Below are 14254 nucleotides of genomic sequence, written 5' to 3'. Positions count from 1 at the left end.
CCGTTCGATCGGGTGGGCCTCCCAGGTCGGGCTAGAGTAGCGGAGTGAGCGACCTCCCGACCCCGCTGGAACGTGCAAGCTCCCTGTCGCGGGACCGTGCCCTGACCGAGCAGGCTGATCAACATGCGATCACCCTCGAATCGATCCTCGCCGTGCTCCGCTCCGGCCGACTCGCGGATGCGGCCGCGCGCAGGGAGGCCACGGAGATCGCCTCCTCCGCACTCATCCGTGCTCGTTCGGTCCATGAGCAGCAGGAGAGCGTGCTCGAGCCGGTAGCCGAGGCATTCTCGCGCCTGCGCACCGAACTGCGTCCTCTGATCCGCTCCGGGCCCCTGCAGGTCCAGTTCGCAGAGCCTCCTGCGCGAGGACGGGCGCTGCCGGGCCCGGTCGCTCGGGAAGCCCGCGCCATCTCCCGCACAGCAGTGCTCTCGCTCATGGACCGCGCGGACGCTGCACGCGCCCGGATCGGCTGGGACTGCGATGGCCGCAACCTGCTGATGGAGGTCCGTGACGACGGGGGAATCGCGGTGACAGCGCACGACGACACACTGCGTCCGATCGTGGAGCGAGTGGCGGCGCTCGACGGAACCATGGACGTGGAGACGACCCCGGGCTGGGGGACGACGCTGCGGATCGAGATCCCGCTGGACCCACCCAGCGCAGCGCTCACCGTGGAGGGCGCCGAGGAACTCACCGACCGCGAGAAGCAGGTGCTGCGCCTGGTCGCGACCGGGATCTCGAACCAGCGCATCGGCGACCAGCTCGGGATCACGGCCAACACCGTGAAGTACCACGTGGCCAACTTGCTGCGGAAATACGGCGCCCGCACGCGCGCCGAGCTCGCAAGCATCACTCACTCCCATGATGCGCACTCTCCGAGCGCCCAGACTCGATAGTGGGCCTCGGTCCGGACGTCGGCAGCGGTGCCGCACCCACTGCGCTGCGAGGCTCATGGCCGTGACCTCGAAGAGCTGGTGGCCGGCGGTGAAGGCGATGCCGCACGCCGTCCAGGAACAGCCCGACGCGAAACCGGTGAACGCGCAGCTGTGACTGATACGCGCCGGCACGGCCCGCGTCCCACCGTGTTCCGGGTTCGCGGATCGTCCTCAGGCGTTCGCCGCCTGGGTGCGGCTCCCGCGACGGCTGGATTCCAGCATCTCGGTCAGTGAGCGCGCGTCATAGCTGCCCACCATCCGACAACCATCGATGAAGAACGTCGGGGTCATCCTGGCGCCGCTCGCCTCCGCGCTCGCGATGTCCCGCTGCACCCTCGCAGCAACCTCGTCGCTGTCGAGATCCTCGATGAACGCCTCGACATCGAGCCCCAGCTCAGCCGCGTAGCCGATGAGATCCTCCCTCTCCAGCGCGTGCTGACGAGTGAAGACGAAGTCGAGCCACGGCCAGAACACCCCCTGCTTCGCGGCCGCCTCGGCGGCCCGTGCGGCGAGGGGGCCGTGAGGATGGTGAGGCAGATGCCGCACGACGTAGCGCAGATCGTCACCGAAGCGCCCGTGCAGGTCTTCCCATGAGCCAGTGGCGTGCGCGCAGTACTCGCACTCGAAGTCCACGAACTCCACGAGGGTGAGCCGGGCGTCCTCCGGTCCGCGGATGTGATCCACCTCGGGGTCCACCGGAGAGTCGAGCGTCATCGGGAGATCCGCCGTCTCCTCTCCCCACCGACGGGCCGCGACCTTGAAGATCGACCAGCCCAGAACAGTGGCGAGCACCATCGCCACGAGCACGCCCAGCGTCGCCTGGCGCCCCAGATCCGAGGAGGAGTCGAAAGCGAGGCTGATGACCAGCAGCGACACGGTGAAACCGATGCCCGAAAGTGCTGCCCCGCCGAACACGCTGCCCATTCCGACCCCCTCCGGCAGTCGGCCTGCGCCCATCCGAACGGCGAGGAGCGTCGCGATGCCGATTCCGAGGAGCTTGCCGAGCACGAGCCCCGCGATGACGCCCCACGTCACAGGCGAGCCCAGCGAGTCGGCGACCACCCCGCCGCGCAGGTCGACGCCGGCATTGGCCAGAGCGAAGATCGGCACGACCAGCAACGCCGTGGGGAGACGGAGGTACTCGTGCAACCGCTCGTTGACCGACACGCCCTTGGACAGCCCCCGTCCGACGGCACGCGCCGAGGAAGCGCTCGGGGATTGCCAGAAGTCGCGGAACAGCTGCCGGGCGGCGACCACCTTGTGCCGTTGCGTCGGGTAGGCAGGGATCAGAAGGCCGGCGATCATGCCCGTCAGCGAGGCGTGGATGCCGGAGGACAGAGTCGCCAGCCACAGCACGATGACGATCCCGACGTACGGAGCGGCACTCCACTGCCGGGAACGGCCCACCAGCCACAGGGCGATGAGGCAGCCGAGAGCGACCAGCAGCGGGACGGGCCGGATCTCGTCGCTGTAGAACACCCCGATGATCGACACCGCGAGGAAGTCGTCGACCACCGTGAGGGTCAGGAGGAAGACGCGCAGCTGCCCGGAAAGCCGGGGGCCGACGATCGCGAGAGCACCGAGCATGAACGCCGTGTCCGTTCCGACGACCGCCCCCCACCCGCGAAGCCCCTCGCCACCGGACGCGCCGACGACCAGGACGTACACCAGCGCAGGCACCGCCACACCCGCGACGCCCGCGATCGCCGCCAGGCGGGCGCGACTGCTGTCCCGCAGAGCCCCGTGTGCGAACTCCTGGCGCACCTCGAGGCCCACGACGAAGAAGAACACGACCATCAGTCCGTCGTTGATCCAGTGGTGCAGATCCAGATGCAGGCCGAACGGACCGACGTCGATCCCCACGCTCTGTTGCCACAGCTCGACATAGGAAGAGGACAGCGGCGAGTTCGCCCAGAGGAGAGCGAAGGCCGTGACGACGATGAGCAGCACGGCCGAGCCCGACTCCGTGCGGAGTCTTCCGGCTATTCCGCGCGAGGGTGAGGTTGAGTGGGGCACGGCGCGATTCTGCCTGACCGTGCTGGCCGGCGCCACTAGGTCGTACCGGGTCCGATGCCGCTGCTGTTCGGGGCCGAGGGGATGGACGGGCGGCCGTAGGAGATCGATCCCCAGCTGCGCGCGAGGTGCGCGGCTCGTGCGAGAGCTCCCGCGGGAGTTCCTCTCCCACCTCGCGGCAGTGGTCGCGGCCGCTTGGCAGGACGGCTTCCCGTGGGGGTCCGTGCGGCGCTGTCCGGCGCTGGACGATGTCGACGGCGGGACCAGTCCGGGTGTCACCAGCGCAGGGACTGCCGAGGTCAAGCGAACGAAGGCTGAGAACGATCAGCTGTGCGAGGACCAGGAGACGCTCCGCCCGGTCTCAGTTCTCTGCGCGGCGAGCTCGACCCGCGCAACCAGCGATCCTGGCGTTCGGCGACGTGATGAGAGGCGAGGGCTGCGGGGGCTGCCGGGCCTGGAGGCGTCGGGCCCGTATCGCAGCCCGCACCGTCGTCGATGCCCTGGCCCAAGACAGGATCCGCGATCCAGTCACGCCAGTGACAGATCGGTGAGATCACTGCCACCTCGTCGAGAATCTGCGGATGTTGTAGGTTCTCGCGCGAGCTGTCAGAAAGACGACGCTGTGACCAGCAGTGCGACATCGTCGTGGCGCTCACGGATTCTCAGTATCTTGTCCAGTTCCTCACGCGTGTGAGCCGTTCTCGGCCGGGCATGAAGGTCTCCCGAAAACGTCTTACCTGTGGGCCGGGACCCGCGGTGCGGTCCCGCACCGCACTGTGGGTATGTTCTGTAGGCTCACATTATGAATCTACGATTCCCCGATCGCCTACGGCCGGGTGATCTCGTCGGGATCACCAGTCCCTCCTCGGGAGCTTCAGGGCCGCTCCAGGCACGGCTGGACGTCGCGATCGAAGTGGTCCGGGGTCACGGTTACGAGGTCGACGTTGGCGACTGCATGAATGGCTCGTCGCACGTCAGCGCCCCAGTGCCAGAGCGTGCGGCTGAGCTGCAGCGTATGCTTCTCGACCCCGCGATACGTGCTGTCGTTCCTCCCTGGGGAGGCGAGACGGCCATCGACCTGATCCCGCTGCTGGACTGGGACGCCCTTGCCGCTGCAGAGCCGACCTGGGTCGTCGGGTTCTCCGACATCGCCACCATCATCACCCCGCTGACGCTGATCGCAGGGTGGGCGACGATCCACGGCAACAACCTCATGGACACGCCATATCGCACGCCCGAGGGTCTCGTGGACTGGCTCGACATCGTGTCGATGGCCCCGGGCTCGACCTTCGAGCAGACGCCGCCTGGAGTGCACCGACAAGGATATGTGGACTACGTCGAGCATCCTGAGGTGGACGAGTACGTGCTGGAGACCCCCGGCAGTTGGACGCGGCTGGACTCCCTCGGCGGCGACCTCGACGTGAGGGGTCGCCTCATCGGTGGCTGCATCGAGACCCTGACGAATCTGGCCGGCACCCGGTACCTCGACACGGCCCGGCTCGCCGGCCTCGGTGACGGTTTGCTCGTCTATGTCGAGGCAGCTGGCCATGACGCCGCGACGATCTGCCGTCACCTGCACGGTATGCGCCTCAACGGTGTCTTCGACCGTGCTGCAGCTGTGCTGGTCGGCAGGACATACGCGCCTGCCATCGACACGCTCACGCAGCATGAGGCTGTGGTCGATGCCCTGGGCGGCCTCGGGGTCCCGCTTCTCGCCGACGTCGAATGCGGTCACTGGGCTCCGTACCTGCCGCTGGTCAACGGGGCACTGGCGATCGTGGAGCACTCCGCGCACAAGTCAGCGATCACACAAACCCTCGCCTGATCCCACCGGAACTGGTTCACGAGACGGTGACTGAAGTTCCGTGGACTGTCTGGGCCTGTCGAGTTCGGAGAGGTGCTCTGCGGGGAAGCAAGCGCTGTAGCGGTCCGCCAACCAGAGCCGGTCCAGCTCCAGCAGGCTCTCGTAGACCAGAGTTCGATCGTTGGTCGCGGCCCAGAACAGGCCCGGGTAGCTCCGTTGGCCCTGGTAGGTCGGTGGCACGCGCATGGGAAGGCCCTCAACGATCAGATCGGCACGTGCTTGCTCCCACGTCGTCGCGACCTCGTCGCCGGCGACGGTGCAGTACCGCACGGTGGTCCCGTTCGCGCCCACGTCCCCATCGTCGTCTACTGACAGATCGATGAGACTACTGACACGCCACTGACAGATCGATGAGATTACTGCCAACTTGTCGAGAACCTACATGCGTTGTAGGTTCTCGCGTGATCTGACAGAAGCTGGCCACCGTGGCCTGCGGCGCGACGAGTAGGGCAAGTACCCAGATTCTCGCTAAGTTGTCAGATTCCTCAGGAGAACCGCGTCCATGCGCAGTAAACGGTTTCAGCTGGTCCGAGCGTCACTGGCTATGGCGGGCACGTTCCTTGATCTGGGTAATGACCTCTGTCTTGGCGTCGGCATAGGCGTTCATGTCCGGCCAGTCCTGGGCTGATAGTCGGTACTTGGTGCGAGCGTAGAGGTCGCGGTCCGTCTCGTCGCGTCGTAGGTGATCACGCAGGAGAAAGTACTCGTCGATGCGCGGGTCGCCCGTTTCAAGGATGTGAACGTGGACGTCGAGCTGCGGGGTCCGCACCAGGCGATGGCCGGGTTCGCGGACCCGCAAGACATAGCCCGCTTCCACGAGCTGTGGCAGATAGTCCTCCTCAGCGGTGATGTCGTTGACGACGATGAGGATGTCAATGATCGGTTTCGCGGCCAAGCCCGGCACCGACGTCGATCCGATGTGCTCGATGGCGGCATCCAATCCAAGGGCTATGCGGATGCGGCTCTCATGGTGCTGGTAACTCCGCGGCCACGTGGGATCGGAGGCGACGACTGAGATGTCCCGCTTCTCCTTGCCGCCGATCAGCTTGGCGACGGTGACGTCTGCACGACGGTGAGCATGGGATGGCATTGGCACGACGCCATTGTACGGAGCCATCAGCCATGGCCCGGATCGCCACTGGGTAGCTTCGCTGATGCCGGTAGGACTGAGATGACCAGAACCGGGAGACCGTCGATGATCAGGTCAGCAAGTGCGTCGTCCCACGTCGTCCCAAAAACCTGGGGAGTCAGCCGCTGCAAGTAGCATTGAGTGGTGGATATCCTCTCGGTCGAGCAGTATGAAGTCATGGCGTTCGTCGCCGCGTGCAACCAGAACTACTACAACCCGACCCGGACTCAGGTCGAGTTGTGGCGGAACAATCGAGAGCCAAGTGAAGCGGTGTATAGGACAACTCGTCGGAAAGTGTCCGAAGGTACACTGACAGGCGATTTTTTCGGACTACAGACGGCGAGTAACCGTATGGTTGCCTCGATTGTTGGTGACTCATTCCGTCCATTCCGGGAAATGTTCGCTTCGCGCATTGGGCCATTTGCGAATCTCGGTCCCGTCGCCGGCCCCCGGTATGTGACAGAGCGTGAGCTTGTGTCGCCGGCTGAGTCGACGGTCGGGCACCTTGTTCGCCTCACATGGTTGGCTGAGATTACTGCTCCCGCTGACGGAGAAGCGGGGCTACGGCTCACGGATCTGGGCCGTGCTTTGTTGCGAGATGCTGAAACCGGCGACGAGAGCGAGGAGGAGGTGAGTGTTGTCCTCCTCGGCCGCGAGGACCCTCTCGCATACCCGATTCTGGTCGGGCAGCTCGCCGCAGCTGGCCCAGGTATGTTCGTGGACCCGTACCTAAAGTTGGCGGACCTGCACACGATAATCGTTAGCACCCAGCTCACCCGGCTGCTCGTGTCCGGCAAAATGAATAACTGCCGGGAGATTGGAGCCATGCAGGCGTACCTAGGAAGGGGAAGCCTTTCTCGACGGGTCGAAGTCCGTGCGTCTACTGGGCTACATGACCGCGTTCTCGTGGCGGACGACGGCGACGTTCTCACAGTCGGCACGTCATTGAACGGCGTCGGTAAAACAACGACGGTCGTGTCCCCTATGCCGTCTCCGGCAAGGGAGTCTCTGAGGGACGAGTACGAGCATCTTTGGGTGGAGGCGACCCTCGTGGGGCCACAGCCTGAGGACGAGGATGCGGATGCCGACGATGGGGAGTCAGCCGACGACGCGTCAGGGAAATCGGAATAGGGCAACTCGCGGATCGCTGGTGAGCGAACACATCGCACCTGAGCTCACGATTCTGATGTAGAGAATTCGCGCGCCCACACTGCGGCGTCCGGAATGATTGTGAGGTCAAGCGGAATCGGGGGTGGCCCGCCGGGGACAGGGGTGGCGACGATGGCGGTCCACTCGCCGGCTTCACGATCTACGCCGGGAATTGAACCGATGCATGCGAACTCGTCGCGCATACTGAGGTGGGAGTCGATGCATAATTCCGTTCCTAACGGAACGCTTGCGACCACCCCGGCGATTGCACGCAACTTGTTTGTCCACGCTTCCGGGCTCGCATAAGGCTGACTGAGGTGAGAGATTTCAGGCGCCTCGTCACCGGTTGCGGGATCCCCAGGCGCCCCGATGGCGCCCCAGACAAGGGCCGCGGCAAGCACATCACCGTCGTGCGAGATTACGGCTCTCGAATGCGTGTGGTCCCACGTACTCGCACTGGAGGGGTCGTGATCGTCCGCGAGTTGGTCGAGGAGGACGGGGCGTGATGCCGCCGGGGACCAAGATTCGTGTTGGGTGATGTAGTGATCAACTTCCAGCGTGTGGAGAGTGGCGGGCGGTAGTTGCGATGCGGGAACGACTTGTGCGTCGCCGACAGTCGATGCAAGCACTGACTCGGCCCAAGTACGGAGTTCAGCATCGACTGAGTATCGCCACGGGGGCATGAGCTGTACAAGGACGCTGTCGAATCGAGCGAGAAGTGCCCGGAGCGCCAGATTCTTCGGCTCCAGCTTTGATCGAAGTGGAAGCGTCGAGGACGCAATCTGCACCCGAAGTAGTTCTCTTTCTGCCTCCGTTCCGTGAAGCTCAGGTGCTACCTCGAACACAAGTGTTCGCGAATCAGGGTGGGAGGCGTTGTCGATGCCGCGGCAATGCCCCAGCACCTCCGTTCCGTCGTCGACCCCGCCGGCAGCCGCGCTGCTGTTGGCCTGGCGCACTGCGACGAATGACCTGCGGTTGCCGCCCTCGCGCCAACGATCAGGCAGGAGATCTGGGAACGCGCCACGGCTACCCGCGGTATCCGACTCGGTTGCAGGACGAATAGCTATCGAAGGCATGGTCCGCACAATATTCGTTGGACGGAGCTGATGCACCATCTTCTGACTAAATCCTGGTGGGCATCCTGGGACTGTCGAGTTCGAAGAGGTGCCCCGCGGGGAAGCAATCGCGATAGCGGTCCCGGAAGGGCAGCGCGGGCAGGGTCGAGCGGTCGGGGACGGGGGCCGCGCTATTGAGGTCGTTGTAGAGGGTGGCGGTGGGGCCGGCCCAGTGGTCGGCGGTGCTCGCATCGAGAGCACCTGGCTGGCCGGTGCACCGGGTGAGAGCGGTCTGCGCGGCGGCAGCACGGGTGCCGTCACGAGGCTGCTGGTCGAGAAGGGCCAGCACGCTGTTGGCGAAGATGTAGGGGAACGGGTCGACGCTGATTATCGCCCCGGCCGAAGGGGTGGGCTGAAAGGTGAAGTCTCCGCTTCAAGGTGGCTGCCAGCTCAGTGGCCTGCCGAGGCGTAAGAGGCTGGAGCGGTCGAGGATCTGAAACGCCGCAGCGAAGAGCTCCGCCTGCTCGTCGTCGAGCTCATGGCGTTGCTGTCTCCAGTGGGCGTGCTGGTCAGCGGGGATGGCAAGCACGTGCGGGGCGAAGAGGGCGTCACCGCCGGTGAACAGCTCCCAGAAGCGCCGCTGGACTGCAAGCTCGGGCCTTCGCTGGTCGGAGTCGGCCATTGCGAGGGCCCGGTCGAGCAGAAGCAGGTCGTCGGCGAGGATGCGGCGGTGGCGGTAGTTCGGCCACGGCGGGTGCGCCTTGAGATGCTCGAGGAGCTCGTCGAGGTGGGTCAGCAGGGCCGGCCAGGTGCCGTGGGCGCGTCTGGTGCGGATGCGTCGGGCAAGAGCCATGTGGAAGGCGCGGGGGAGGCCGAGGTCGAGGGTGAGGTGGGACCACGGGCGGGTGGTTCCGAGGTGGGCGAGTAGCAGGGAAATCTCGGCGCGGGTGATCGGATCGGAGTCGTCGAGGCCGGGCAGCGTGCCGAGCCAAATCGCCTGGGGGATGCGCGCGAGGGTCAGCGGGTGTCCGGGCGAAGCGTGTTCGGGCAGCAGCAGGTGAGCCACCGCGGCGCGGGGTGTCTTCGGTGGCAGCGGGTATCGGGGGTGGGTGGCGCCGGTGCGAAAGACGAGTTGGCTGGTCGCGGTCAGGTGCTCGCGGTGGCGGCCGAGTTGTAGCGCCCCGAGCAGTGGATTCTTCGCCGAGCTCGTCGCCGCCTTCAGTGTGACGGGGGCTTGGCGGTCGGTGGGCAGCACCAGTTCCTGGAGACGTTTCCCGGCCCGAATCGGGTCGGTGACCTCGAGGACGATGAGGGTGTCGGCCAGTCCGGCGGCGATCTCGGCGGTGGGTACGGACAGGTCGTGGAAGCTGCTGCCGTGATCGTGGAGTGCGGCGGCGAGGAGTTCGACCATGGCGTCGAACCCGATCCGGCGAGTGATCGTGATCCCGCAGAGCTCGATGGGTTCGTCGGGGTCGCGGGCGAGCTCGAGCAGCAGCCGTTGCGCTCGAGCCTGCACCCGGTTGGCCGCCGTGGGCGGAATGGTGCGTAAATCGTGGCCGCACCAGGGCCGCACGCGCCGCCCGGTCCCGGGTGGGGAGGGGGTGCGGGCGGTGCAGCGCCAGAGCTCGAGCGGTTCGCTCAGCCAGGCGGGGCTGGCGTAGGGCACAGCCTGGCAGGCGGGGCAGCGGTCGAGCAGCAGCAGGTCATGGTTGGGGCAGACGGCCAGCAGCGGGTTCGTCCAATCCTTGTCCCAGGTGGGTGTCTCGACGGCGAGACAGGTCGGACAGAAGCGACTGGATTTTCCGGTGGTCGAGGTGTCGGGGTGCTGGTAGACGCGGGCGTAGGAGTCCAGGGCGTGTCCGAGCGGGGTGGGGTCTCGCAGCAGTCGGCGTTCGTCGGCGGACAGGCCGAGCCGGGTGGTGAAGGCGTTCCTGGGGGAGGTGATCCGGGTGGTGGCGGCGCGGGTGGAGGAGATCTGTCGGGTGGCGCCGCCGGCGCGCAGGACGTTGCGGGGGCTGATCTGGTAGCGCACAGCGGCACGGCGCAGCCACGAGACCGCGGATTCTCCCGGGAGCGGGGTGATGTGGATGGGCGGAGTGTCGAGGTCGTAGCCGCCGGGGATTAACCGCGGGTGCGGCCGCGAGTCTGGGGGTGGGTCAGGCGGTGCCGGCGCTGAGTTCGGCTGCATTGTCGATCGTGACCTGGGTGATGAGCTCGCGGGTGATGGTCTCGGTGCCGGTGGCGATGGCCAGGTAGCAGACCCGGTCCAGCAGGTTCGTCAGCGAGCCGATGCAGCCCTGGGTGCGCTTGGCCAGCAGTTTCGCGTGGTCGGTCAGCATTCCGGGGTGGGCGTCGGCGAGGATCACGTGTGATTCCAGGGCGGCCAACAGCGCGCTCCAGGCCCGGGCCCCGGAGGTGGTGGCGTGGGTGAACGGTGCGACCTCGCAGCGGGTCGCGCGGCGGGAGGTCTGGGCGTAGACGGCGTCTTCGCCGAGTAGTCCTTCGTCGAAGAACTTCTTCTCTCGTAGCCGCACCCCGACGTACATGAAGGTCACGGGCATCTCGTTCGCGAGGCCCTTGAGATGGTTGGAGACCTCGTGGCCGTGGCGGTGTTTGAAGTCGATGAAGTGCAGGTCATCGATGATGATCAGCTGGGTGCGGCAGGCCTGGACGCAGTCGACCGCCAGTGACCCGAGTTCGGCGCGGGTGGAGCGGGTCGCTGCCGGGTGCCCGTAGAACCGCAGCAGCTTCTGGTTCAGTCCCTTGAGCGTGGTGCCGGCGCTGAGTGGCAGGTAGACCACCGGCAGGCGCTGGTGACCCTCCGGGGTGCGCGGGCCGAACCGGCGCAGGATCTTGCGGTGGAGGTCGCGGGCGTAGCGGGTGGCGATGGTGGTCTTGCCCAGTGCCGGGGCGGCATCGATCACTACCGCCCCGCGCAGTCGGTCACTGTCGCGCCGGTTGGAGGCCATCACCTGATCCATCACGCCGTAGGCACGGGCGAGCTGAGCGGTATGCACAGTCGTAGGGTTCGCGTTCCAGACGGCGCGGGCGTCGTTGTAGTCCTCCCGCTCCGCGATGCTGAGCCGGCCGATCTCAACTTGGGACAGTCGCTCCAGGGGCGTGCGTGGCGCGGCATGGACGAACGCGTCCCAGCCCTGCTTGGTCGCCAGGTTGTACCGGGCCGGCTCGTTCTCCCGCAGCCACACCGCCCACCGATTCCCGGGCCCGATCATTCGTCGAACACCTCGAACGCGCCCTGGTCGGGATGCTCGGCCCAGAACTGCTCGAATACGTCGAGATCGTCCGTGACCTGGGCCTTGTTTCGGCGGTGCTCGAGATGGGCAACCAGATCGATCACTCCCGACGGGTCGTCGGCAGCCGGCGCGGCGCGGTCTGTGCCGGACACGGTGGCGAGGCGGCGGGCGAGGTTCTTCTCGCGACGGTTGGTGACAGAGCCTTTGCTGTAGCGGTCCAGCAAGTCGTCGAGCGCGGCGCCGGCATCGACGTGTCGGTTGGTCTTTTGGCTGAGCTTTCGGGTGTAGGCGGCGGCTTCGGAGCTGAGCGGTGCGTCCAGGCCTGGGGCGTGTTCCCACTCCAGGTCGTGCCAGGTCCGGGTGTCGGGGTCCTGGAAGTAGACGGTGCGCACGTCGTCGCGGTCGATCATGATCGGCCACTTGCTCGCGTGCGCGCCTCCGTAGGGTGAGCGGGTGCCGCGGTGGAGGTTGAGTCCGGGCCCGTCGTAGCGGCGGCCGTCGATCTCGACGCCGTAGTGCTGTATCGAGCGCCAGGCGACGTCGAGGAACTCCATCCGCAGATCATCGCTGGCCGGCAGTCGCAGTAGCCCGGCGGTGGCCATGCCGCGGGCGAACATCTCCGCCGGGGACAGCTCCACGTTCGGCAGCAGCGGATCGCACAGGCCCTGGTGCGGGGTGTGGTGGTAGATCCCCACCCATTCGCGGAGGATCGCCTCGAGCTCGGGTACGTAGTAGAACGCCTGGTCCTCGATGCTCTTGCCGCGGGAGTAGATGTCCGGGCCCTTGTAGGCGGCCAGGTGCTCGAGCAGCTGCTGGCGGATGGTGCGGAAGAACCGCTCGATGGTGGGTTTGTCCGTCGGCTTGTGGGGGATCGCGGGCTGGATGTTGATCCCCAGTCGATGGCACACCGCTCTGGTGCGCTGGGAGAGATAGACCTTCCCGTGATCGACCACGATCGTGTCCGGCAGTGCGCCGGTCTCCTGCGCCAGCAAGGTCTCCGGGACCCCGACGTACGGCGCCGGGACCTCTTCGCTGGACGGCGGGCCCCAGGTCTGTGGGGTGACCACCTGGAACATTACCGCCGCGACGTCCTGCGCGGTGGTAGAGATCGGACGCAGGACCAGCCCCAGGATGCACCGTGAGTACAGGTCCATCGCCACTGTCAGCTCGGTATTGATCCACCGACCTGTGACCGGCTCCATCGCGAACACGTCCAATGGAGTGGTGTCGAGGACGACGAACTGACCCGGCCGATCGGCTCGCAGGCGGCCGAGCACCCCCTGGGGCCGCTCAGCCACCGAGCGCCGCTGCTTCGCTGCGCCGAAGGTGTACCGACCCTTGTCCAACTCGCGAAGGCGTTCGTAGGCGACCGTCTGCGACGGGATAGGAGCACCGGGGTGACGCTCGAGGTAGAGCGCGTTCGTCCTGCGAAGCACGGTGCGCATGGTGGGGTTCGAACGGTTCGTGAAGGAGTCGAGTACCTCGCGGCAGGTCTGGTCCCATTCCGGGGCGACCGCGCGACGGGATGGCTGGAACAAGCGGTAATCGGCCAGCCCAGCCAGGCCTCGCTCGGCGTACCGGCTCGCGCGACGCCTGGCGGAACGCGCCGAGATCGCCAGTTTCACCGCTGCCTCCTCGTAGCGGTGTTCCAGCGGCACGTCACTGACGGTCAGGATGAGCGCGCTGTAGACCGCGGCTTCGGACTCGATACGAGCTCGTTGAGCGCCGGTCAAACTGGCGAGGATGACCGCGTCAAGTTCGGCATGCGGGCTGTCATCATGGAAGGACTCGTCCAGCGGTCGAGCAACGCCCACCAGCGCCGGCGCGTGAACGCGTACGTAGCGGTCGGCCGACTGCAACAGCACTGTGGACCCATCGATCTGCACGACAGTCCAGGCCGCGCCCTCGTACCAGAGGCGTGCCCCTACCGATGTATCCAGGCTCTCCGTAGTCACACCATCACCCCAGCCGTGCGTCTAAGGATCGTCTCGGCGTTCGCGGGACGATGCAGATCGATCGCGACTTCGCCGGACCACACCAGTGCGAAAACCGCCACGCGCCACATGCTCTCGTCGCAGGTCACAGGCCAGCGGGCAAGAACCTTGCCCAGAGTGGTCTCTGCCCCATCCAGTCTTGCCCTCGCTTCCGTCAGGCACTCGTCGGGCACTCGTCTGGGCCGTCGACCGACGGCGAGAAGCTTGATGTTTCGCAGCACGATGGGGTCGCCGCCGGTGAAGACCTCGTAACGCCAACCCTTTTCGCGACAGAGTCGACGCGTCCACTCGAACTGGGCTCGGACCCGCGGCTTCTCGAGGAACGCAGCGGGCTTCACGTCGACGACCGTCGGTGTGCCGTCATCATTGATCAGCAGCAGGTCAGGCACGTGCTTACGGAGGTCACCATCGTCGCGGCCCGTGACCTGGAATGGCTGCGTACAGATGCTGGTCACGGCCGGGTTGAAGTCCGCCAGCCATAGCCGATCCAGCTCCAGCAAGCTCTCGTAGACCAGAGTCCGATCATTGGTCGCAGCCCAGAACAGGCCCGGGTAGCTCCGCTGGCCCCGGTAGGTCGGTGGCACGCGCACGGGTAGGCCCTCAACAATCAGATCGGCACGTGCTTCCTCCCACGTCGTCGCGACCTCGTCGCCGGCGACGGTGCAGTACCGGAGGAACACCTCGCGTCCGCCCACAGGTCCATCGTGCCCGTCTGACAGATGCGCCGGAAATCTGACACGCGCTGGCCAAGAAACCCGGAACTGGCCAACTTGTCCCGGAACCTACAGATGTGGCCTCCGTCACGACCTGCTGCACCGGGAATGAACCTGATCGGAGCGGAGTTGAGTCGGGTGCACTCAA

Annotated in this window: 11 protein-coding genes; 3 read left to right on the top strand and 8 right to left on the bottom strand. The window is 66.3% G+C overall.

From position 1 onward, the window contains the following. Positions 1–44 precede the first annotated feature (44 nt). On the top strand, positions 45–896 hold the full coding sequence (locus Y09_RS15855; protein ID WP_053918836.1) for a LuxR C-terminal-related transcriptional regulator: 852 nt from the start codon (positions 45–47) through the stop codon (positions 894–896). A 210-nt stretch (positions 897–1106) separates the two neighbouring features. Here the strand turns inward: Y09_RS15855 and nhaA are convergent, their stop codons facing one another. Continuing rightward, positions 1107–2921 (bottom strand): Na+/H+ antiporter NhaA, encoded by a 1815-nt coding sequence (gene nhaA / locus Y09_RS15845; protein WP_148639702.1) that lies wholly within the window; start codon positions 2919–2921, stop codon positions 1107–1109. Positions 2922–3750: 829 nt separating this feature from the next. Between nhaA and Y09_RS15840 the strand changes: the two genes are divergently transcribed. Next, entirely contained in the window at positions 3751–4773 is a 1023-nt protein-coding gene (locus tag Y09_RS15840; protein WP_053918833.1) for a S66 peptidase family protein, read from the top strand. Here Y09_RS15840 and Y09_RS15835 read toward each other — a convergent pair. After that, the gene (locus Y09_RS15835) at positions 4747–5103 is read right to left on the bottom strand and encodes a hypothetical protein (RefSeq protein WP_053918832.1); all 357 of its coding nucleotides are present in this window, start codon (positions 5101–5103) and stop codon (positions 4747–4749) included. The two genes, Y09_RS15840 and Y09_RS15835, sit on opposite strands and share 27 nt — an antisense overlap. Positions 5104–5347: 244 nt before the next feature. Then, positions 5348–5902 (bottom strand): GrpB family protein, encoded by a 555-nt coding sequence (locus tag Y09_RS15830; RefSeq protein WP_053918831.1) that lies wholly within the window; start codon positions 5900–5902, stop codon positions 5348–5350. A 183-nt stretch (positions 5903–6085) separates the two neighbouring features. On the opposite strand from Y09_RS15830, the gene Y09_RS17375 reads away from it, so the two are divergent. Beyond that, a complete protein-coding gene (locus Y09_RS17375; RefSeq protein WP_148639698.1) occupies positions 6086–7072 on the top strand; it encodes a hypothetical protein in 987 nt (328 codons plus the stop codon). A 1140-nt stretch (positions 7073–8212) separates the two neighbouring features. Here Y09_RS17375 and Y09_RS17600 read toward each other — a convergent pair. The 5 genes from Y09_RS17600 to Y09_RS15800 form a co-directional block, all read right to left on the bottom strand. After that, positions 8213–8494: a hypothetical protein gene (locus Y09_RS17600; RefSeq protein ID WP_053918829.1), complete on the bottom strand. Its 282-nt coding sequence runs from the start codon at positions 8492–8494 to the stop codon at positions 8213–8215. Positions 8495–8578: 84 nt separating this feature from the next. Then, complete coding sequence (locus Y09_RS15815; protein WP_082358925.1) at positions 8579–10333, bottom strand: TniQ family protein; 1755 nt, start codon at positions 10331–10333, stop codon at positions 8579–8581. Continuing rightward, positions 10302–11378 carry a TniB family NTP-binding protein gene (locus tag Y09_RS15810; RefSeq protein ID WP_053918827.1) on the bottom strand — a complete coding sequence of 359 codons (1077 nt, stop codon included), beginning with the start codon at positions 11376–11378 and terminating at the stop codon, positions 10302–10304. Before Y09_RS15810 ends, Y09_RS15815 begins: the two co-directional genes overlap by 32 nt. Beyond that, positions 11375–13285: a transposase gene (locus Y09_RS15805; protein ID WP_234695769.1), complete on the bottom strand. Its 1911-nt coding sequence runs from the start codon at positions 13283–13285 to the stop codon at positions 11375–11377. The genes Y09_RS15810 and Y09_RS15805 overlap by 4 nt, the downstream gene beginning before the upstream one ends. Positions 13286–13350: 65 nt before the next feature. Then, positions 13351–14088: a TnsA-like heteromeric transposase endonuclease subunit gene (locus Y09_RS15800; protein WP_053918826.1), complete on the bottom strand. Its 738-nt coding sequence runs from the start codon at positions 14086–14088 to the stop codon at positions 13351–13353. Positions 14089–14254 lie beyond the last annotated feature (166 nt).

Origin of the sequence: Brachybacterium sp. SW0106-09, assembly GCF_001293905.1 — a bacterium.
Taxonomy (GTDB): Bacteria; Actinomycetota; Actinomycetes; order Actinomycetales; family Dermabacteraceae; genus Brachybacterium; species Brachybacterium conglomeratum.
Note: the sequence above shows the minus strand (reverse complement) of the source record. Positions and strands in the feature narration are given on the sequence as shown.